We start from the raw sequence: 19,657 nt of genomic DNA on the forward strand, positions 1-19,657 counted from the left end.
CATCACGAGCCGGGAAACGGATGTTCGATTGTAAACTCTTCTGTTCACACCGCCCTATTGCGCCCATGCGCAAGGGGTTAATTTCCGGTAAACCTATGTTAAGGTTTGTTTGGAAAAATAAATGCGTGGGTGCCAGAAGGCGCTCCGCAGCTGACTGAAACCGGCCAGGAGGCCAATATGCCATCGACAGTAGAACGGCCTGTACCGGCCAATGTCGTGGCGCATGCGACTGAGTATCCGACCGATCGCGAAAAGCGCGAGCGGGAGAAAAGCAAACAGCATGGTAATGAGTCTTCGTCGCAGCGCACAGACGACCAGCACGACGCGGCTGTGGAGCCAAACGCTCCAGCTGTGGTCATAGACGCACATCATCTGGAAGATCACCGTCTGGACGGGGTTGCAGCTTATCGAGCTGCGGCAAAATCTGTTCTGGTTCCTGGGTATCAGCCCGGTGAACGTCATCCCCTGTTCCCGAAGCCGGACAGACAGGCGGCGGATACCGTTCGTCATGCTTATGAGGACCATGGCGACATTGATGATCCACACGCCGTCAATCTTGCGACCTGACACTTTCGGCAATTGACGGCTTAGAACACTGCGACGAAAAAGCCCCTAAAACGCCTGACTGCATCTTGCAGGCGGGCAACCGTACATTTATACGGTGTAACACGTATATCTTGAGCGCGCGCTGGGCCGTTGTTGCGGTTCGGTTGTGCGCTTTTGCTGCATCTGGAAGGGGCGAACGTCATGCTCGACACCGTTATCGGCCTTGCTGCCGACAACTTGCTGTCGCCAATCATCCTGTTCTTCGTGCTTGGGCTTTTGGCATCGTTTTTGCGATCAGATCTCTCTATCCCCGAGGCGGTGGCCAAGGGCATGTCGATCTACCTTTTGTTTGCGATCGGTTACAAAGGCGGGGTCAGCGTCAGCGATCACGGAATTGACCAAACCCTTCTATCAACACTTGTGATGGGCATTGTGCTGTCCTTCGCCCTGCCTCTGATTGCCTTTGGCTTGTTGCAAGTGATGACGAAACTCAGCCGAACCGATGCAGCAGCTGTGGCCGGTCACTATGGCTCCATATCCATCGTGACATTTGTTGCGGCGACCTCCGTCTTGCAAAGTCAGGGTATTGCGAGCGAAGGCTATATGGTGGCGATTGCTGCGGCTATGGAAGCGCCCGCGATCCTGTCAGCGCTTTGGCTGGTGTCGCGCGGGTCCAAGCCGTCTGCGGAGGAAACGGAGGAGCGCGAAGGTCTGCTGCGGGAAATCCTGCTCAACGGCTCCATCGTGATGTTGGTCGGCTCGTTCCTGATCGGGTTTATCACCGGCAAGGATGGGCTTGCGGAAATCGAGAGCTTTATCGTCTCGCCATTCAAGGGCGTCTTGTGTCTGTTCTTGCTGGATATGGGGCTGGTCGCTGGTCGGGGCCTGCGCTCTAGCCGGGGTGTTTTGACCGTTGGGCTGATTTCTTTCGGTGTCTTGATGCCGGTTGTTGGCAGTTTGCTGGGCCTTTTGGCGTCCATGCTTGTCGGTCTGTCGCTTGGCGGAACGGTGCTGATGATGACCCTTTCTGCCTCCGCCTCTTATATTGCGGTGCCTGCTGCCATGCGTGTGGCCTTGCCGGAAGCCAATCCTTCCGTATATCTAACCATGTCGCTGGGTGTTACGTTCCCCTTCAACCTCACGCTTGGCATTCCGCTTTATTTGACGCTCGCAACGCTCATCGGGAACTGATCTCATGGAAACGAACAAGGCAAAACGGGTTGAGATCATCATTGAAGCCCCGATGGAGGAACGCCTGACCGGCGCGCTGGAAAACGCCGGTGTGACCGGGTTCACCGTTCTGCCGGTTCTGGGCGGCAGCGGGCGCTCCGGGCGCTGGAGCCGCGAAGGACAGGTGTCGCGCGCGGGCGGCATGGTCGCCGTGATTTGCATCATTCGCGAAGAGCGCCTGGATGATCTACTGGAAGCAGCATTCAAAGTCGTGAAGCGCCATATCGGTGTGGTAAGTGTGTCTGACTGCGAAGTGCTGCGCGCCGAGCGCTTCTGAAGAATTCCGCAAAGTAAGTAGTCTCCCTTATCTATGCGTTGATCTAGCCGGCCCGGTATACTGCCTTGGTATTTTCGACACCTAGGACAGGCGGACATCGGCTTGAGTTTCCCGCACGCATTGCTTTCCGGCTATGGCCGGTATATGGCGAAAGGCTATGTTCGCCACAAGGAAACCCACGAGCATCTGGCTGTTTACGGGCAGACGCCAGAGGTCATGGTGATTTCCTGCTGCGACAGCCGGGTAACTCCGGAAGGCATTTTTAATGTTGGACCGGGAGAACTGTTTGTATTTCGAAATGTCGCCAATCTGGTTCCGCCTTGTGAGACAGATTCTGGCCATCACGGTACCAGCGCCGCAATTGAATATGCGGTGACTGCGCTCAAGGTGAAGCATATTGTGGTTATGGGCCATGCCAAATGCGGCGGCATTCAGGCCTTCCGCGAAAATGCCGGCACTTCAAATCTTGAAGGGGCCTTCATCGGTCGCTGGATCAAGCTGCTGGAACCAGCAGCGATCTCACTGGCCTGTATGCCGGTGGACAAGATTGATGACCCGCAATTGGCCATGGAATATGCCGGGGTGCGGCAGTCCCTCGTCAATTTGGGAACATTCCCGTTTGTGGAAGAGGCGATCCAGAACGGCTCCTTAAGCCTTCATGGTGCATGGTTTGATATCGGGTCGGGCGAGCTTCGGGTGATGGACCCCGATACGGAACGCTTTGCACCGGCAGAGCCAGCGTCTATTCAGGCAGCGGAATAAACCAGCTCAACACGTGAGAATCCGATGTCACCTGACCTTTATCAGCGCCTGGCTGGCTACAATCTCTGGATGACCGAAAAGGCTTATGTAGCCGCAGATAAAATGAGTGACGCCGAGCGTAAACAGGACCGCGGCGCGTTTTTCAAATCCGTTCATTCCACCTTGAACCATATCCTGTTTGCGGACCGCGCATGGATGCGGCGCTTTACGGGTACGCCTTATGAGATCAAGGGCATGGGCGTTGATCTCTTTGAAGATTATGAAGAACTGAAAGCTGCCCATCTGGGCATGTGTCAGGATATTATTGCTTTCACCGATGACCTGACATCGGAGTGGCTGGTGGCAGATTTGACCTGGACGAGCGTAGCTGGGAACCGGACCAATACGCGGCCACAATGGGTACTGTTGACACACCTCTTCAATCATCAAACACACCATCGCGGCCAATTGTCCACGCTGCTCAATCAGGCAGAGATCGACATTGGCGTGACAGATTTGCCGTGGATGCCGGACTGAGCTTTTTGACTTCAAGCTGCTGGATTTCCTGAACTACTCAGCCTATGAAGGGGCAACTTCCCTTCCTGCAGTCCTGGCGCCGGTGGACTTTTCGCACTACCGCGTTTGGGCGTTAAACGGTTCCGCATTTTGTCTGAAGCTGACCTTGCAACCCATGTGTTGCTGTTTCTGTTTGTCGTGGCGTTTGTCGCCGGGTTTGTCGATGCGATTGCAGGTGGCGGCGGACTGATTGCCATTCCTGCGCTGCTAATGACGGGGTTGCCGCCCTTGGAGGTGCTTGGAACGTCCAAGCTGCAAGCGCTGTTCGGGTCCGGATCAGCGACAATTGCCTATGCGCGGCAAGGACATGTGGATTTGCGCAAGATCTTCCCCATGGCCGTCATATCTTTTTGTGGGGCTGTCCTTGGGGCAATGGTCGCGACGATCCTGCCGATTGACGTGCTGCGGGCCGGATTGCCGGTGATCCTGATCGCAATTGCGATCTATTTCGCCGTCAAGCCGGATATTGGCGTTGTTGAGCGTCACCCGCGGCTGTCGCTGTTTGTCTTTGGCCTGACGATTGTGCCGTTGATCGGCTTTTATGATGGGCTCTTTGGGCCGGGAACCGGTTCGTTTTTCATGTTTGCCTTTGTCAGTCTGGCCGGGTTCGGCATCTTGAAGGCAACCGCACACACGAAAGTTCTGAACTTTGCGTCCAACCTCGGTGGATTTGCCGTCTTCTTTGTTGGCGGTGCCGTGATCTGGAAAGTCGGTCTCCTGATGGCGCTCGGCCAGACAATCGGCGCACAACTTGGATCGCGCCTTGCCATGAAAAACGGCTCGAAAATCATCCGCCCCATGCTAGTCCTGTCCTGCATTGCCATGGCAACCAAGCTCATCCTAGAAGCCGATTTTCCGATAAGGGTGTGGTTGGGTTTCTGAGGTCCGCACCATGTGCGCTTCGACAGAATTCTTAGTCTATTCCTTCACTCATTTTTTGTACTGCCAACATCGCTGCATTTTAATATAAGCAAAAAGAAAATGGCCATATTTATGAATGGTATAGTAAAAATTGGGATTATCAGCGTTCCGAAAATTTCAGCTCGATATAGAGAATTATACTTTCCATGTGGAGATGGGGTGCCGCCGACATAGCTTACAAAGAAATACAATGCTGCTAGAGCTATTATCAGGTACGTGATCGCGTTGAACCTGATTTTGAGTGGTGACTTGAGATATAGTCGTGTACTCAGTCCAATAACTACTGCTGCGATTACATAATCTTTTATCAGTGCAACTCCGGCTGTATTGTAGAATGCGATATTTCCGTTCTTTATGATGAGTTCCTTTCCTTTTGTAATTTTTGGGAAAAACCATTTTTCAACGTCAGGCATCTCCTATGGGAATGCGTTGAAGAAAATTGAAAGCAAGAAAAGTGCGATCGCCGAGCAAATCAGTGCGAAAAAGCAGACCTTGAGAATTTTTCCAAACAGTTCCAGCTTCTCAACTTCTAAATCCATAAATTTGCACCTTTACAGCAGAGTTATGCATTTTGGTTGAGCTTACTACGTAAACAACATCGCGCAGCCGATGACGACAAGGGCAGCACCTGCCCAAGCGCCAAGCGCGGGCATTTCGCCGGTGCGCCACCAGATGAGCGGGAGCAGGATGGCGGGTGTTGTTGCCGAGAGGGTTGCGATGATGCCGACTTCGCCGCCAGACAGAGCGTAGAGGATCAACGTCATTCCAAGGCCCATGCCAAGCATGCCGGAAAAGCCCACGAGAGCTGCCAGTTTCAAGGTAACGGGGCCGAGCGGTTTGAACCGCTGATAGGGCAGGGCCATCATCAGGGACAGGCAAAGGGCGGCGACACCAACGCGGATGGTGGACGCGGCAACCGGGTCAACACTGCCGGTTTCCATCACCGGGCGGGCAATCAGCGAGCCGACGGATTGGGAAAGGGCTGCAATCACGCCAAGTGAAATGCCGATCCAGAGCGGGCCTCGAATGTCTTCCCATTGATGCAATTGGGATTTCCGCTTGCCGAAGCGAATGGCCAGCAATACGCCCAAAAAGGTGAGGGCGATGCCCGAAATCTGTGTCAGATTGAGTGCTTCGCCGAGGAACAGAAAACCCAAAATGGCGGACATTGGGGCGTTCAGCGAAAACACCATTGCGGTGCGCCGCGGTCCCAAGCGGTTGAGCGTCAAAAAGAGGGCTGTGTCGCCCATATAGATGCCGATCAAACCGGAGAGCATGAGGGGCCCAACGGTCGCTACGGGAATGGAGCTCCACCCGGTTGTCAGGCCGACATAGGCGGACAGCATGATGAAGACCAACACCATGCGCAAGCGGTTGAACGCAATTGCGCCCAGAGCCTGTGACGGTCCGGCTGAAATCATGCCGGTCAACGCCCAGCAGGTCGCAGCCGCAAGGGCTGCAAGTTCAAATGCGAACATTGTGACCGGTACTCCTCCCGGAACAATCAGCTCTGGTTTGGTCCCTTCCAGGCATCATCAAAGAAGGCAACTTCAAGCTCGCACATGCGATTGAAGGTTCGCGCCACCTTGTCTTGGCTCTTTGCATCCAGCGCCTCGCCAACCTGATCCATCTCCTCCCGGATCCAGTTGACGAACCCGCTGAAGCCGGGGCCTGCATGAAGGTCAATCCATTCGCTGAGGTAAAATCGTGTTGGCCGAGGTTTCAGGGCTTCCCGTTCACCCCAACTCAAGTAGCACCATTCGGCGCATAAAAGACAAGCTAATCCTTCAGCATAAGTGTTTTGCGCTGAAGCGAGCATCAGGCCGGCAAAGGCTTGGGTGGTCTCGGTTTGCGCCGCGTTTTGGTAAGTTTCGCGCGGAACCCCGAGCGCTTCAAACGAGCGCAGGAAATAGTCGTTTTCTTCTGATGTCAGCAGGGCAAGAAAGGCGCTCAGGCGCGATTTGGCTGCCATGGTTGGCGCCATGGCAATAAGGTAGCCAAGCACCGAGGCAAGGTCGGTGATGAACACGTAGTCCTGCACCAGATAGCGGGCATAGGCCTCCTCCGCCATGGTGTCATCCCCGATGGCAACCGTGAAGGGGTGTGTGCAGGCAGCCGTCCAATACGGCTCTCCGCTCGCTGCCAGCCAGTCGGTAAAGCGGGCGTTCGAGTTTTCAGATTGATAAGCGGAATAGGAAAAGGGTGCGTCGGCCAAGTTGCGCTCCGGTCAATAGAATTTTGGAAAAGGCAAAGGGGGAGGGACAGGCACGCGCGAAATTGAATGCGCGTGCCTGAGAACAGTTGGGTTTAGGCAGCCTGTGCTTTCGGCTTGATCAGGCCGCGGTTGACCAGAACTTCTGCGATCTGAACCGTGTTGAGCGCAGCGCCTTTGCGCAGGTTGTCAGACACAACCCACATGTTGAGGCCGTTCTCAATGGTCGCATCTTCCCGGATACGGGAGATGTAGGTCGCGTCTTCGCCAGCGCTTTCGTACGGCGTGATATAGCCACCATCTTCCTGCTTGTCGATGACAAGACAACCCGGGGCTTCGCGCAGGATGTTCCGTGCCTCATCCGGTGAAAGCGGGTTTTCAAACTCAATGTTGACGCTCTCGGAGTGCCCGATGAAGACCGGCACACGCACGGCGGTGCAAGTGACCTTGATCTTCGGGTCCAGCATCTTCTTGGTTTCCGCCAGAACCTTCCACTCTTCCTTCGTGTAGCCGTCTTCCATGAAGCTGTCGATGTGCGGAATGACATTGAAGGCAATGCGCTTGGTGAACTTGTTCGGCTCGATCGGGTCGTTCACGAACACGCCGCGGGTCTGGTTGAACAGCTCTTCCATTGCCTCCTTGCCGCCGCCGGAAACGGACTGGTAGGTGGACACGACGATGCGCTTGATTTTGGCTGCTTCATGCAGCGGCTTCAAGGCAACCACGAGCTGCGCGGTGGAGCAGTTCGGGTTCGCGATGATGTTCTTCTTGGAAAAGCCAACGATATCATCTGCATTCACTTCCGGAACGATCAGCGGTACATCCGCATCATAGCGCCATGCAGACGAGTTATCGATGACAACGCAGCCCTTGGCACCAATGCGCGGCGACCACTCCTTGGAGATGGTGCCACCTGCGGACATCAGGCAGATGTCTGTGTCGGAGAAGTCGTAGTTCTCCATGGCCTTAACGGTTAGGGTCTTGTCGCCAAAGGAAACTTCGGTTCCTTGTGAGCGGCGGGAGGCCAGCGCCACGACTTCGTCTGCCGGAAAGCCGCGCTCTGCGAGAATGTCGAGCATTTCACGTCCGACATTTCCGGTCGCCCCGGCGATTGCAATGTTGTAACCCATTAAATCAGATCCTCGTCCGTCTCCCCGCTCCACCCGCTGCTGACTTGATTTCGCAGCCGGGCCTTTCGGCACCCCCCATCCCCGGGGAGTGCGGGACGAGCGGTACCGTCAAGCGGTGGTCTTGGTCGTTTTTGTGAAGTGTTTGGTTGTTGCGGTCGTGCGCGCACGGGTGGTCACCGGCGCAAAGGTTGCGCTGCGGATGGCCATCTTCATGGCGTTCAGAATGTCGGCACCAAGCCGGTTCATGTCAGATCGCATTCTTCAAAACTGTAAGACGGCGTCTTTTTGCCCGGAAATGGCGTGAAGTCAACCTGCAAAGCGTGGCTTGGGAATTGAGCTTTCGTCGCGGTGGGGTGAACTATCGTTCAAATAGCCGTCCGGGCCCTTGGGCCTTTGTGGGCAATCCGGCCAGCGTGAGCATGTGCCAAGCAAGCGCGAGATTTGAACTCAGGACCGGTTTGCCGAGTTTTTGTTCGCATGCCTCAACAATAGGAAAGGTTCGCAGGTTTGTGCATGAGGCAAAGATCGCGTCGACGGTTTCGTCTTGTCCCAACTCGCAGATCGCGGCTTCCGTGGACGAGAGAGAAATGCGGGCCACGGTGGTTTCGCTGGATTGGCCGAACGACCCTGAAATTGCAACGGAGATACCGTGTTCTTCCAGAAGGGCACGCACGGCGTTGGAGACTTCCGCAATATACGGGGTGACCAGTCCGAGGCGTTTAATGTCCAGGGCTTTGCATGCGGCGATTACGGCATCAGCAGGGTTGGTCACCTTTGCGTCTGGGTGAACCGCTCGCACACATCTGGAGACTTCACTCGACCCGATGACCGTGGCTCCGGATGTGCAGGCAAAACCGACAACATCCAGAGGGTGATAGGCTGGCAGCAAGCTTGCAACATCGGTTATGCGTGATTTCATTTCACTGAGTGTTTCAGAAGTGATTTCCGGCGGGCTTTCGATCCGTGTGTGAAAGACAGCCACTCCGTCTGAGCGCAGCGCGGGAGATACTTCTGCTTCCAGCGTTTCATCTGCTTTGAGAACAATCAGGCCAAGGGCAGCTTTTTGCGCCGTGCCTTCGTCACAGGTAAATGCCAGGTTCATGCTGCTGCCTTTCGTCTTGTCAGATCACGGGGATCTCCGGTGGGGACGGGGTGCTGAGCCATTCGGGTGCTCCATCCCGAATGACGATGTTTTCCTCGTGAACCATCATCTTGCCGTCGCCGAGGTTGATGCTGGGCTCCAGCGTGAGGACCATGTTTTCCCGCAAGGGTGTTTGATCGAAGTCGGTGATGGAGGGTGTTTCCGTGAGCTGCATGCCGAGGCCATGTCCCATGCGTCCAACATCGCCATCGGTTTGTCCCAAACGGTCGGTCATGGCTTTGAAGAGGTCAGCGCAGGTTTTGCCGGGCCGTGCAATCTCAGCGGCGGCTTCTACTGCCTCCACGAGCGCGCGATGGGCTGCTCGGACAGGGTCACTCGCTGTGCCAATGGCGAAATTGCGGTCAAAGTCGCATAAGTAGCCCTTCAGCGTTGCGCCAGTATCGAGCATCAACACGTCACCAGCCATCAGGCGTTGATCTGATGGTGGTGAAATCACATCACCATATCCGCCTTGTCCTGCTCCGCCGACGAGATACGGCACATCGTCTGCGCCTTCCTGAAGCAAGTTTGTTTTGAAAACTTGAAACGCGTCCCGGAGTGTTTGGCCTTCGTGAAACAGTGTCTTAGCCTTGGCAAAACTCCGTGAGGCAATGCCACAAATGTCTCGTAGAATGGCAATCTCAGCCTCTGACTTTACCTGGCGCAGGCGTTGAATGAGCCGGGTGCAATCTGAGAATTGGCTTTTCGGCAAAAGGGACATCAGCTTTTGAAAGTCGTGCAAGGGCATGCGTAAAGTGCTTTCACGGCCCATGGGCATGCCGATGCGCGTGAAGTTTGACAAGGCGTCTGTCAGCTGGGAGATGCCTTCGTCGGTCGGGTGTGGGGCTGGAAACGTGCGGATGTCCTCTAGCCAGGTGGCTTGCATCAAATGCGCGCCGATTTGCGGAATGACGGCTATCGGTTTTCCAGTGCTTGGAACAATTAAAAACCAGGGGCGGGTCGGGCTTTGCCAGAAAAGCGTTCGAAAGCCGGTGAAATATCTAACCTCTGCTTCGCTGGTGAAAAACAGGGCGTCCAGACCTTGCGCATGCATGAGGGCCTGCGCGTGCGCCGTCCGATTTTCAAACTCTGTTACCGGAAAGTCCTGTTCAGCCATCCTCCGGTCCTTCGGACAGATAACAAAGAACGCGCGATTTTGGCGTAAGCTTCACTTGATCAGGAGACCGACACGCAGCGAACAGCCCAGCCACGCCTGCCGCGCCGGAGGGTGTTGTTTGAAGCCCGTTGGTGCTGAGAAAATGAACACACTCAGTGGCGTCTTCATCGCGAATGGTCATGAAGTAATCCGCATCTGCTGCCAATCGTTTCAGCGCCAAATGAGAGGGGTCCTTGCAGTCAAGGCGGCCCATGTTGGACACCGGGCCATCGGTCAAGACAGCGCGTCCTTCTTCAATACTGGCTTGAAGAGCGGGGGCGGCATCTGGCTCAACAATTACGATGATTGGGTCATCGCCCCATGTCGCACGGGCGCTCACCGTGGCAGCTGCTGCCAATCCGCCAACACCAGCCTGCAAGAAGATATGCGTTGGCGGTTCCGCCATTTGGATGGCGATTTCCGTGCCCATGATCAGATAGCCTTCCATCACATCACGGGCTGCGTCTGTTTCACCCGGCCATGTGCTGTCTGGCAATAGATGCCAGCCTTTGTCGGCAGATCGCCTTTTGGCTTCTGCCATACCTTCCTCATAGGTGGTGCCAGCCCGAATGACGTCCGCGCCCTTTGCCCTCAAACGCTCGGCAAAGGCTTCAGGAACAGTTTCCGCGATGAAGACGACCGCCTTGGCTCCAAACAAAGGCGCGCCTGCTGCAAGAGACATCCCATGATTTCCGGCACTCGCACAGGCAAAGGTGACGCCAGACAGCGCAGTTTCGTGGGTGTTGGCTTTTCCTCTTGAAATCTGTGCATCGGCTCGTTTTGCAATTGTGTAGGCCGCGCCAAGCGCCTTGAAGCTGCCCAACCCCATCCGGGGGCGCTCATCCTTGAGATGAAGGGCAGAAACGTCAAAGGCGGTTGCAAGGTCGGGTCTCTCCAGGAGAGGTGTCGTGTTTGCTTTTGGGCAGGTGGCATAAAGTTTCGCCGCCGCTGCAGCATTTGTTGACACCGTGCCTTCTGCCAGATCTTCAGTTCGCGGCAGTCCAGAGCCCCGCCAAGGGTTCGCTATGACCTTCATGCTCTCTCCCAAATCATCAGGGAAACAGCATGGGTGACGCTGCGGCATACAGCAAGGCCTATTCCGACAGTGGATGGTTGGTATCGGACGAGACTGAGGAGTGTGTGGACTGGAAGATCTAGCGATTGCAAAATGTCATAAAAGGTTCAAGTCACCGTCATCTTTACTAGATGGGAGGCCCTTAGCGTCCGCTGAAACTTTTCTGAGACCAAGACAAGACAGGGAACAAAAATGTCTAACTTGAGGAAGCAGTTTTTGGCAGGCGTCAGCTTCGCCGTTGCACTTGGCGTTGGGGCTGTGACAGCGGAGGCGGGTTCGTTCTTTGAGCGGATCAACTCCTACCCGGTTTACAAAACGCTGCCGGAAGGCGCAGACCTTTCGACAGAAACGGTTGCCGAGATTGTTTCAGCTTCCAAGGACGGTCGTGTCTTGGCGTTCACGGATAGCTCGGGCGAGGACATTGTGTTCGTCAACGCGGCAAACCCGCTGAACATCCAGCCGAAAGGCCGCGCAGCACTTGGCGGTGAACCGACCTCTGTTTCCGTCGGTGCCAAGGCCGCTTACGCTGGTGTGAACACCTCCGAAGATTTCATCAATGCCTCTGGCCATCTGGCTGTCATTGATCTGGAAACCTTGAAAGTTACCAAGACATGTGATGCCAAGGGGCAGCCAGATTCTGTTGCCCTTTCTGATGATGGCAAATTCGTTGCTATTGCGATTGAAAACGAGCGGGATGAAGACCTGAATGATGGCGTGATCCCGCAAATGCCAGCAGGTCATCTGACGATTTTTGATCTTGATGCAAACGGGCAGCCGACAAACTGTGACAATGCACGCATTGTTGACATGACGGGTCTGGCTGATGTTGCTGGCACCGATCCGGAGCCGGAGTTCGTGTCGATCAATGGCCTGAACGAAGCCGTTGTGACCTTGCAGGAAAACAACCACCTTGCCATCGTTGACTTGGCCACTGGCGAAGTGAAGGCGCATTTTTCTGCCGGGTCTGCGACGGCTGAAAATGTTCCAGTGAAGAAGGCCCGCATGAGCGATGCCTCAGGGTCTTCGGAGAATGTTCGCCGCGAGCCGGATGCGGTTGCCTGGATCGACAACGACCGTTTTGTCACCGCCAACGAAGGGGACTACGAAGGCGGATCGCGCGGTTTCACCATCTGGAACAAGTCGGGAGACGTGCTGTTTGACAGCGGCAACCAGATGGAGCATTTGGGGATGTCTCATGGTCATTACCCGGCTAAGCGTGCGCACAAGAAGGGCACTGAGCCGGAAGGCGTTGCTGTCGGCGAGTTTGGCGGCGAAACGCTGATCTTCGTCAACTCCGAACGTGGCAACTTTGTAGCTGTTTACAAGGATACGGGCGCTGATCCTGAGTTTGTTCAGTTCCTGCCGACCCATGTGGGCCCCGAAGGACTGCTTGCGATCCCAAACCGCGATCTCTTTGTCGTTGCCAACGAAGTGGATGAAGATGGTGTACGTGCGCACCTGTCGCTTTATCAGTTCGGTGCGGCCTCCCCATCTTATCCGTCTCTCGTCTCCGATATAGACGTTGAGAAGGGGGCTCCAATTGGTTGGGGTGCGCTTTCTGCTCTGGCGGCTGATCCGATCGACACCAAAAAGCTCTATGCTGTCAGCGACAGCTTTTATGACGATGCCCGCATCTACACGATCGACACGTCTACTTCCCCTACAAAGATCGTCTCCTATGTGACGGTTCAAGGCGGGGAGCAAGCCAAACTTGATCTGGAAGGGATTTCAGTTGCCAAGGATGGTGGCTTTTGGTTGGCCTCTGAAGGACATCCAAAAAAAGAGCTGAAGCACCTTCTTGTCAAAGTTGATGCGACCGGTGCTGTTCAAGAGCAGATCTCTCTGCCGCAATCCCTTGTCGATCAGGCAGAGCGGTTCTCTTTGGAAGGTGTTGCCGAGTTCGAAATGAACGGTCAGACACTGGTTGCTGTTGCCGTTCAGCGTGAGTGGAACGATGACCCGAAGGGGCTTACCAAGCTCGGCATCTACAATCCGGCTGATAGGACGTGGGGTTTGTTCACTATCCATTGGACGCGCCGGCCAGTGCCGCTGGTGGCTGGGTTGGCCTTTCTGAGATCGTGTCTCTCGGTGAAGGTGAATTCGCACTTCTCGAACGCGACAACAAGGGCGGTGAAGACGCAGCGATCAAGCAGATCACCCGTGTCTCCTTGAAAGGTGTAACCTCGGCCGCCCATGGTGAGGCTCTTCCAGTTCTCAAAAAGCGCTTTGCTATGGGCATTCTCCCTGCGATGGCACAGGCCAAGGGATGGATCATGGACAAGCCGGAAGGCTTGACTGTGACAGCTGATGGCCAGCTCATTCTTGTGACCGACAATGACGGTGTTGATGATGCACCGGGGGAAACCCAGCTGATCAATCTCGGCCCGGTCTCGCGTCTGAACTAACGCTCACTGCTCCAATGAAACACATGCTCGTTCGCCCGGAGGGATCTCTTCCGGGCGTTCCTTATTTTTGTTACGCTACGTTGTTTTTGATGGTTTTGGAGGAATTGATGTTTCGATTTTCAGTTAGAAGCCTGTTCGCGGTTTCATTTGTCATTGCAGCAACTCAGTTTTCATCGGCAGGAACTTCGTATCAGCCGCCAAGTGGCTACGAGAACGCTGTCAAAGGTATTAAGTTTTCACAGGCGGAAAATTTGAGCGAAGACTATCGTTTGCAGTTCAAGAAATGCGATGAGCAGAATGTTTTCCGTGGCGAGAAAATGAAGGGGTATCGTCGCTGTTACAATGACAGATACAAAGACCCGAACAATTTGAATGGGTTGATCAAGTTCCCCAGTGGCGCAATCATGTTTGATGCTAAGATGGCTGTGGACGTGGATGGTGGCTATAAGCCCTGTGCTGGAACACCGGGAAAGACGGATCTTTGCCCCACAACCTATATTTTTGATCAGGCTCGAGGTTGGTCTGAGGCAAAGCGAAAGAAGAATTGGCGCAAGGCATACGCGAATTCGGACAAATTGCCTTATTTGGTCATTCCCTGGGCATCCGGACGGTATGATGCAGATCCGAAAGAGTTTTCAAAACTGACAGGTATCACGATGGGCGATGTCGGTGTCATCGTTTATCGGGACAAGGTGGTTCCCGTTCTTGTAGCCGATGGTGGTCCGCACAACAAGATTGGTGAGGGCTCGCTCGCAGCTTTTGATGAGATTGGCGTGACCAGATGCGGGAAAAGGCATTCCGAATATCCAGACTATTGCACTGAAGTGTTGAATTACAGCTTGTCAAAGCCCGTGCTGTATTTCCTCTTTCCAAATTCTGCAGTGAAAGATGCCACTCCTGAAAACATCTATGAGAAAGTCTCGGCCAAGGCCATAACACTTTTTCAGGATCTGAAAACCGATTAAGCTGAAAGGACTAATAAAAACGGCGCTATCTTGGTGCCGTTTGTGGTTCGTTGGTAGGGAACTTGAGGAACGTTGCGCTTAGCTTGGTTCGATCAAATCCCATTTGTTTCCAAACGGGTCCTGAAAGACTGCGACGGTTCCATAGTTTTCATAACGCGGTTCTTCGAGAAAGCTGACGCCATTTGAAATAAGTTTTCTGTGGTCCCGTTCAAAAGTGACCGTCCGGCGAAGGCGCTCTGGCGCGACACCGATGCGGCCTGTTACGCTGCCTGAGCAGCGTAACGCCAGGGCAGAAGTTCGTCGAGGCGTGTGATTTTGTGGTCGGCGACTTGACCGAGGACCCAGGTCAGCCAGGCCTGAGGGTCAACACCGTTGAGCTTGGCCGTTTCGATCAGGGTATAAGCGATAGCCATGGCTTTGCCGCCGCCTTGGGAGCCTGAGAACATCCAATTTTTGCGTCCGATGGCGACGGGTTTAACGGCGCGCTCGGCGGTGTTGTTATCCAATTCCAGATGGCCGAGCTCAAGGTATGGGCGTGCTTTCGGCATTCGGCCCAAGGCATAGCGGATGGCCTGCGCGAGTGGTGACTTTCCCGAGATTTTGGGCAATTGCGTCTGCAACCATTCTTCCAAGGCGTCAAAGATCGGTTTTGCCCTAGCCTGCCGGATGGTAGCGCGGTCTTCGGGGGGCATGCCCCTGATCTCTTTCTCGATAGCGTAAAGCTCAGCAATCCGGCGGATGACTTCTTCGGCAATGGCGCTGCCCTGCGAGGAGAAGACATCCACGAACTTGCGTCGTACATGCGCCATGCAGGCCATCTCATCGGCTTTGTCGTCACCGAACACACCGTTGAACCCGGAATATCCATCCGCATGGACCCAGCCCTTGTATCCCGACAAATGAGCAACGGGATGCTCTCCTTTGCGATCCACCGTGAACTGATACCATGCACAGGGTGGCGATTGGCCAGACCAGGCACGCTCATCCCGCACATAGGTCCAGACCCGCGCCGTTTTGGTCTTCTTGTTGCCGGGGGCCAGCATTTTGATGGGCGTATCGTCGGCAAAAAGCGCAGGTCCTTGCCGCACCATCCGTCCGATGGCATCGGCAAGAGGTTCCAGCAGGGCCGTCGAGCGACCAACCCAGTCGGCCATGGTCGAGCGGTCCAGATCGACGCCTTCACGGGCAAAGATCTGGCTCAGGCGATAGAGGGGTAAATGATCGGCATATTTGCTTACCAGAACATGGGCCAACAATCCCGGTCCGGGCCGCCCACGCTCAATGGGGCGCGATGGCAGCGGCGCTTGCACAATCGCCTCGCACCATGAACAGGCTTTGCGGGGCCGGATGATCCGCTTCACCTTGAAGCGTCCCGGCACGTATTCCAACTCTTCGGTGACATCCTCACCCAGGGTGCGCAAGTTGCCACCACAACGACCACATTCATCACCGGGAGAGAGCTCCTCGTCTTCCCGATCCAGATGATCCGGCAAGGGCTTGCGGCTGTGTTTGCGCTTCGGCTTTGGATCAACTCCCTCCTGCGACGGGGCGGGCTGTTTTGCCTGGTCTTCAGCGGCCTCAACAATCTCGGCGTCCTCGAGCAGATCGAGATTGAGCTGATCCAGACCCTCAGACTTGGAGCCGAACCGATGCCGATTGGCCCCGTGCAACTGGTGTTGAAGCTGCTCGACCTTGAGGCTCAGAGCCTTGACCTCGTCGGCCAGAAGGCGGTTCACCGCCCTCAATTCGGCGGGGTCCTCCGGGGTGATATCAAGGTCCTTCAGCATCTTCGATCTTATATCAGATCAAGGGCGTAAGTTGAATCCCGAGAGGCGCGCAAACGCCAATATATTGGCCTATCCGACGCTCAGGGGCCGCCATGTTTTTTGCGGCATCCGCCAGTCTATGCCTTCAAGCAACATCGACAATTGCGCGGGCGTCACGCTGACCTTACCGTCCTTCGCAGCAGGCCAAACAAACCGGCCCTTCTCAAGGCGCTTGCTGAACAGGCATGCGCCCTGTCGATCCCACCAGATGATCTTCAGCAGATCACCGCGCCGTCCCCGGAACACAAACAGATGTCCAGAATAGGGTTCAAGCTCCAGAACCTTCTCCGCCTGAGCCGCCAAAGTGTTGAACCCGCGCCGCATGTCCGTCACCCCGGCAGCCAGCCAAACCCGCGCGTTGGATGGCACGGGGATCACGGCATTAGACCTTCAACCAAAGCCAGCACCGTCGGCAGCGCCGTCGTCCCTTCCACCAATACCCGCCGCCCGTCCGACAGCGTGATATCAACCCGCTGAGCCGACAACGGCATATCCGAGGCAAGCGCCGCGATCTGGTGGCCTGGTGCGGCCTGCGGGCCTCTATCTCCACTGGTAGAAACGCCGCTCCATCAAGGACGCAATCGCTGTCTTCTGGCGCAAACCGCTCATCACGCAGCCAGTTGTGGATCAGGTTCGCATTCATCGCAGAGCGGCGCGCAACCTGCGCAACCGAAACCCCCGGCACTCTGGCCTGCAAACAGATCGACCGCTTCTCGTCATCCGACCAAAACCGCTTCTTGCTGCCCTTCTTCGTACCCAAAATGTGCCTCACAATGTCCATTAACGAAAATGGACATTATCACCCCACTGCGCTCCCCGTCAGAGCGGGAATACCGAACGCTCACGTTCAAAATCGTCTGTCTGTAGAAACAGGAAGACCCTGCCACCTGTTTGATTGCCGATGGATTCGCGTTGTTTCGGTCCATCTGCCTTGGCCAGAAGCAATCGGGTTTCGGTGCTTCCGGGCGGGGCAACAAGCACCCAGCGTTTTGTCTGACTAAGGGTGGTATCCTCAATGAGGTCAAACCCCAGTTGCCCGACATAAAACTCAAGGGCTTCGTCGTAGTCCGGCACGACCACAGAGATTGCGGAAAGAAACTGATGTGTCATGACTGGTACACCGCTTTTCGTATTGGGGCGTCGTCATGACACGAATCCGCCACGCCTTGAAGAGCGCGGCGGTTCTTGAGGGAAAAGTGAACGACTTGGACTGGGGGTCTAACCCTAGCGGTTAAGCTGCTTGATCCTGCTCGTCGACTTCACTTTGTACCCAAACATCTGCGCTGAGAAATTCCTCAACCGCGCCGTTCAAGGTTTCACTGACATCGCTCAAAATCTGGGTCAGGTTTTCAACATCGGTCGAGCTTTCTCGTGTCTGATCGATGTTGTCCTGCAATTGAGCAACGTTCTCTGCGGCCTTGGTGCTGCTTTGAGCTGCCATCGTGATGGCGTTGCTTATTTCACCTGTCGCCGCACCCTGTTCCTCAACTGCGGAGGCAATGGCCGCAGTTACCTCTTCCACACCGCTAATCTGGGTGCTGATATCCCGGATTGCGTTGACAGCACGATGAGTTGATGACTGAACACCTGCAATCTGGGTCGAGATTTGATCCGTGGCCTTTGCGGTCTGGTCAGACAGTTCCTTCACTTCCGCTGCGACCACGGCAAAACCCTTGCCCGCTTCGCCGGCGCGTGCCGCCTCAATGGTGGCATTCAGGGCAAGAAGGTTCGTCTGTTCCGCGATCTCCCGGATCATGCTGATAACCGCACCGATTTTGTCTGCCGCGCTCGATAGGTCGGTTACGTCAGTGTTGGTTGCCTCCACGGACGAAGAGGCATCCCTTGCAATTTTCAGCGCCCGGTTTGTGTGTTGGTTGATTTCTTCAATCGAGATCCGCAACTGTTCTGCCGCTGCTGCAGAGGCTTGAACACTCTCGTCAGAGCCTTTGGAGGCTTGAAGGGCCCCGTTGGCGGCGGTTGAGGCCTGTTCGGCGATGGTGACCATGTCGTCCGATGTCTGGCTCATTTTCGCCGTCTGTTGGGCGAGCTGGTTCTGAATGTCGGAGACTTTGGTTTTAAACTGCGCGACGATCCGATCCATCTCCTGGCGGCGGGTTTCTTCTGTCTCCCGCCGTGTTTCGGCTGCCAGATCCGCGTTCCGGGATTTGACGGCATTGTCGCGGAAAACCAAGATCGCGCGTTTCATGTCTCCGATCTCGTCAGCACGGTCAGTATTGGTCACGTCCGTGTCCAATTTGCCATCAATCAAGTCTTTGATGTTGGCAATGACCTTGTCGAGCGGGCGTGTCATTGTGAGCGCCAGTCTGTATCCGCAAAAGCCTGCAACGACAAAAAATCCGAGCCCAACCGAGAGCATCCAGAATTTCAGATTGTTGAGTGCTGTAAGCGCTTCTTCTTGAGATTTCAGCGCGATCACGGCCCAGCGTGTTCCAAGGAAATCAACCGGGTAACCGACCTGAATAAAATCATCGCCTCTGTAGGTGCTTCCGGTGAATAAAGCTGAGGATCCGGCCAGTGCGGTTTCCGTGGCCCGGCTTTCCATGCGCGTGTTCAGAATATCGTTTTTTGAAGTAAAGCGGGTATCATTGCGCAAACGGTGGTCAGCGCCAACAATCAGCGTTTCTCCCGTTTCTCCAAGGCCAACGGACCGGTTCATCAAGGCATTGATGGCGTCGATTGGCATCTGGAAAACCAATGCACCAATGATTTCCCCGTCATTCTCGACGGCCGTTGAAATAAAGCTGGCCGGCGCGTCATTGCTGGGGGCATAAGGCTTGAAATCAAAAAAAGGGGGCGGTATCAGGTCCTGACTCAATCGCCGCACGAAAGGCTTGGCCGAGATCCGTTTGGGCCCATTGTCCGCCGCGCAAGAAGTTTGTGGCGAAATCCTCCTCCTTGAACACGGAGTAAATGAGGTTCCCGGCCTTATCGAACAGGAAGATGTCGTAGTACCCGTTCTCGGTAAGCAATTCGCGGAACCAAGGATGGTAGTCTTCATGGTTTAGGTCATAGACCGTTCCCGTGTCTGCACTGTTGAGCAAGTGCTTTTCGCCAAGCGGATTTGGATTATCCTGAATATAGGCTTTCTTCAGAATACCTGTCTTGTCGCCGTCCAACTCTTCCCATGCCTTGGAGAAACTCTCGATTGCCTCTGCCGTTAAGGGAAGCGTGCTGACCAGCTGAAGGTCCTTGCGAATACTCTCAAGGTAGTCGTTTAGTTCGGTTACCCGGCTTTCCGCAATCGTTTGTAGCCGTTCTTCAGCTTGGTGATTGAGTTCCCGTGCTGCAGACATGTAGCTGCTGGCGCCCACACCCACGCCAACAATCAGGGCAAATCCCAGAATTGCTGCAGGTATTTTATATCCGATTGATAAGCGGTTCCACATAAAATCCTCCAAAGAAAGTCTTCGGAAGATGTGCTTTGGATCGTTAATG

The 19,657-nt window shown here is 55.0% G+C and carries 21 protein-coding genes and 2 pseudogenes; 8 read left to right on the plus strand and 15 right to left on the minus strand.

Annotation, left to right across the window (positions count from 1 at the left end):
- Positions 1-177 precede the first annotated feature (177 nt).
- The 6 genes from TRICHSKD4_RS05165 to TRICHSKD4_RS05190 all read left to right on the plus strand — a co-directional run bounded on the left by TRICHSKD4_RS05165 (position 178) and on the right by TRICHSKD4_RS05190 (position 4,252).
- Positions 178-567: a hypothetical protein gene (locus tag TRICHSKD4_RS05165; protein WP_139051974.1), complete on the plus strand. Its 390-nt coding sequence runs from the start codon at positions 178-180 to the stop codon at positions 565-567.
- 180 nt (positions 568-747) lie between these two features.
- The gene (locus TRICHSKD4_RS05170; RefSeq protein WP_040616377.1) at positions 748-1,737 is read left to right on the plus strand and encodes a sodium-dependent bicarbonate transport family permease; all 990 of its coding nucleotides are present in this window, start codon (positions 748-750) and stop codon (positions 1,735-1,737) included.
- 4 nt (positions 1,738-1,741) lie between these two features.
- On the plus strand, positions 1,742-2,053 hold the full coding sequence (locus tag TRICHSKD4_RS05175) for a DUF3240 family protein (protein ID WP_009466402.1): 312 nt from the start codon (positions 1,742-1,744) through the stop codon (positions 2,051-2,053).
- A gap of 144 nt (positions 2,054-2,197) precedes the next feature.
- Positions 2,198-2,815 carry a carbonic anhydrase gene (locus TRICHSKD4_RS05180; RefSeq protein WP_050763342.1) on the plus strand — a complete coding sequence of 206 codons (618 nt, stop codon included), beginning with the start codon at positions 2,198-2,200 and terminating at the stop codon, positions 2,813-2,815.
- A 24-nt stretch (positions 2,816-2,839) separates the two neighbouring features.
- A complete protein-coding gene (locus tag TRICHSKD4_RS05185) occupies positions 2,840-3,331 on the plus strand; it encodes a DinB family protein (protein ID WP_009466404.1) in 492 nt (163 codons plus the stop codon).
- 129 nt (positions 3,332-3,460) lie between these two features.
- Entirely contained in the window at positions 3,461-4,252 is a 792-nt protein-coding gene (locus TRICHSKD4_RS05190; protein WP_040616379.1) for a TSUP family transporter, read from the plus strand.
- Between the two features lie 44 nt (positions 4,253-4,296).
- On the opposite strand, the gene TRICHSKD4_RS05195 is transcribed toward TRICHSKD4_RS05190, so the two are convergent.
- The 8 genes from TRICHSKD4_RS05195 to TRICHSKD4_RS05225 all read right to left on the minus strand — a co-directional run bounded on the left by TRICHSKD4_RS05195 (position 4,297) and on the right by TRICHSKD4_RS05225 (position 10,966).
- Positions 4,297-4,704, minus strand: coding sequence for a hypothetical protein (locus TRICHSKD4_RS05195; protein WP_040616348.1), 408 nt, complete (start codon positions 4,702-4,704; stop codon positions 4,297-4,299).
- A 171-nt stretch (positions 4,705-4,875) separates the two neighbouring features.
- Complete coding sequence (locus TRICHSKD4_RS05200) at positions 4,876-5,769, minus strand: DMT family transporter (RefSeq protein ID WP_009466407.1); 894 nt, start codon at positions 5,767-5,769, stop codon at positions 4,876-4,878.
- A 26-nt stretch (positions 5,770-5,795) separates the two neighbouring features.
- Positions 5,796-6,506: a TenA family protein gene (locus tag TRICHSKD4_RS05205; RefSeq protein ID WP_009466408.1), complete on the minus strand. Its 711-nt coding sequence runs from the start codon at positions 6,504-6,506 to the stop codon at positions 5,796-5,798.
- A gap of 92 nt (positions 6,507-6,598) precedes the next feature.
- Positions 6,599-7,633, minus strand: coding sequence for an aspartate-semialdehyde dehydrogenase (locus tag TRICHSKD4_RS05210; protein WP_040616350.1), 1,035 nt, complete (start codon positions 7,631-7,633; stop codon positions 6,599-6,601).
- A gap of 108 nt (positions 7,634-7,741) precedes the next feature.
- The gene (locus TRICHSKD4_RS30615) at positions 7,742-7,879 is read right to left on the minus strand and encodes a hypothetical protein (RefSeq protein WP_009466410.1); all 138 of its coding nucleotides are present in this window, start codon (positions 7,877-7,879) and stop codon (positions 7,742-7,744) included.
- A 112-nt stretch (positions 7,880-7,991) separates the two neighbouring features.
- On the minus strand, positions 7,992-8,735 hold the full coding sequence (locus TRICHSKD4_RS05215) for an aspartate/glutamate racemase family protein (RefSeq protein WP_009466411.1): 744 nt from the start codon (positions 8,733-8,735) through the stop codon (positions 7,992-7,994).
- A gap of 19 nt (positions 8,736-8,754) precedes the next feature.
- Positions 8,755-9,891, minus strand: a complete 1,137-nt coding sequence (locus TRICHSKD4_RS05220; protein WP_009466412.1) for a Xaa-Pro peptidase family protein — start codon at positions 9,889-9,891, stop codon at positions 8,755-8,757.
- A complete protein-coding gene (locus tag TRICHSKD4_RS05225) occupies positions 9,884-10,966 on the minus strand; it encodes a pyridoxal-phosphate dependent enzyme (RefSeq protein WP_009466413.1) in 1,083 nt (360 codons plus the stop codon). Before TRICHSKD4_RS05225 ends, TRICHSKD4_RS05220 begins: the two co-directional genes overlap by 8 nt.
- Positions 10,967-12,193: 1,227 nt before the next feature.
- Between TRICHSKD4_RS05225 and TRICHSKD4_RS31580 the strand changes: the two are divergent.
- Positions 12,194-13,410: pseudogene (locus TRICHSKD4_RS31580) on the plus strand (esterase-like activity of phytase family protein).
- 107 nt (positions 13,411-13,517) lie between these two features.
- A complete protein-coding gene (locus TRICHSKD4_RS05240) occupies positions 13,518-14,375 on the plus strand; it encodes a glycoside hydrolase family 75 protein (RefSeq protein ID WP_168156979.1) in 858 nt (285 codons plus the stop codon).
- Between the two features lie 78 nt (positions 14,376-14,453).
- Here TRICHSKD4_RS05240 and TRICHSKD4_RS32210 read toward each other — a convergent pair.
- The 7 genes and pseudogenes from TRICHSKD4_RS32210 to TRICHSKD4_RS30620 form a co-directional block, all read right to left on the minus strand.
- Positions 14,454-14,597, minus strand: a pseudogene (locus tag TRICHSKD4_RS32210) (VOC family protein); the annotation flags it as partial.
- Between the two features lie 38 nt (positions 14,598-14,635).
- Positions 14,636-16,162: an IS66 family transposase gene (locus tag TRICHSKD4_RS05245; RefSeq protein ID WP_009465942.1), complete on the minus strand. Its 1,527-nt coding sequence runs from the start codon at positions 16,160-16,162 to the stop codon at positions 14,636-14,638.
- 69 nt (positions 16,163-16,231) lie between these two features.
- Positions 16,232-16,579, minus strand: coding sequence for an IS66 family insertion sequence element accessory protein TnpB (gene tnpB, locus TRICHSKD4_RS05250; RefSeq protein WP_009465501.1), 348 nt, complete (start codon positions 16,577-16,579; stop codon positions 16,232-16,234).
- Positions 16,580-16,583: 4 nt separating this feature from the next.
- Positions 16,584-16,961, minus strand: a complete 378-nt coding sequence (locus tag TRICHSKD4_RS05255) for a transposase (protein ID WP_208992979.1) — start codon at positions 16,959-16,961, stop codon at positions 16,584-16,586.
- Between the two features lie 59 nt (positions 16,962-17,020).
- Positions 17,021-17,311 carry a VOC family protein gene (locus tag TRICHSKD4_RS05260; RefSeq protein ID WP_009466418.1) on the minus strand — a complete coding sequence of 97 codons (291 nt, stop codon included), beginning with the start codon at positions 17,309-17,311 and terminating at the stop codon, positions 17,021-17,023.
- Between the two features lie 121 nt (positions 17,312-17,432).
- Positions 17,433-19,046 (minus strand): methyl-accepting chemotaxis protein, encoded by a 1,614-nt coding sequence (locus tag TRICHSKD4_RS05265; RefSeq protein ID WP_168156980.1) that lies wholly within the window; start codon positions 19,044-19,046, stop codon positions 17,433-17,435.
- Positions 19,003-19,608: a cache domain-containing protein gene (locus tag TRICHSKD4_RS30620; protein WP_009466420.1), complete on the minus strand. Its 606-nt coding sequence runs from the start codon at positions 19,606-19,608 to the stop codon at positions 19,003-19,005. Before TRICHSKD4_RS30620 ends, TRICHSKD4_RS05265 begins: the two co-directional genes overlap by 44 nt.
- Between the last annotated feature and the right edge of the window lie 49 nt (positions 19,609-19,657).

It is taken from the genome of Roseibium sp. TrichSKD4 (assembly GCF_000148725.1).
Classification (GTDB): Bacteria; Pseudomonadota; Alphaproteobacteria; order Rhizobiales; family Stappiaceae; genus Roseibium.

Bases quoted from the DNA above. Each gene is read 5' to 3' on its own strand.
- TRICHSKD4_RS05165 (WP_139051974.1), top strand. From the start codon at position 178: ATGCCATCGACAGTAGAACGGCCTGTACCGGCCAATGTCGTGGCGCAT.
- TRICHSKD4_RS05170 (WP_040616377.1), top strand. From the start codon at position 748: ATGCTCGACACCGTTATCGGCCTTGCTGCCGACAACTTGCTGTCGCCA.
- TRICHSKD4_RS05175 (WP_009466402.1), top strand. From the start codon at position 1,742: ATGGAAACGAACAAGGCAAAACGGGTTGAGATCATCATTGAAGCCCCG.
- TRICHSKD4_RS05180 (WP_050763342.1), top strand. From the start codon at position 2,198: ATGGCGAAAGGCTATGTTCGCCACAAGGAAACCCACGAGCATCTGGCT.
- TRICHSKD4_RS05185 (WP_009466404.1), top strand. From the start codon at position 2,840: ATGTCACCTGACCTTTATCAGCGCCTGGCTGGCTACAATCTCTGGATG.
- TRICHSKD4_RS05195 (WP_040616348.1), bottom strand. From the start codon at position 4,704: ATGCCTGACGTTGAAAAATGGTTTTTCCCAAAAATTACAAAAGGAAAG.
- TRICHSKD4_RS05200 (WP_009466407.1), bottom strand. From the start codon at position 5,769: ATGTTCGCATTTGAACTTGCAGCCCTTGCGGCTGCGACCTGCTGGGCG.
- TRICHSKD4_RS05210 (WP_040616350.1), bottom strand. From the start codon at position 7,633: ATGGGTTACAACATTGCAATCGCCGGGGCGACCGGAAATGTCGGACGT.
- TRICHSKD4_RS30615 (WP_009466410.1), bottom strand. From the start codon at position 7,879: ATGAACCGGCTTGGTGCCGACATTCTGAACGCCATGAAGATGGCCATC.
- TRICHSKD4_RS05215 (WP_009466411.1), bottom strand. From the start codon at position 8,735: ATGAACCTGGCATTTACCTGTGACGAAGGCACGGCGCAAAAAGCTGCC.
- TRICHSKD4_RS05220 (WP_009466412.1), bottom strand. From the start codon at position 9,891: ATGGCTGAACAGGACTTTCCGGTAACAGAGTTTGAAAATCGGACGGCG.
- TRICHSKD4_RS05225 (WP_009466413.1), bottom strand. From the start codon at position 10,966: ATGAAGGTCATAGCGAACCCTTGGCGGGGCTCTGGACTGCCGCGAACT.
- TRICHSKD4_RS05240 (WP_168156979.1), top strand. From the start codon at position 13,518: ATGTTTCGATTTTCAGTTAGAAGCCTGTTCGCGGTTTCATTTGTCATT.
- TRICHSKD4_RS05245 (WP_009465942.1), bottom strand. From the start codon at position 16,162: ATGCTGAAGGACCTTGATATCACCCCGGAGGACCCCGCCGAATTGAGG.
- TRICHSKD4_RS05260 (WP_009466418.1), bottom strand. From the start codon at position 17,311: ATGACACATCAGTTTCTTTCCGCAATCTCTGTGGTCGTGCCGGACTAC.
- TRICHSKD4_RS30620 (WP_009466420.1), bottom strand. From the start codon at position 19,608: ATGTGGAACCGCTTATCAATCGGATATAAAATACCTGCAGCAATTCTG.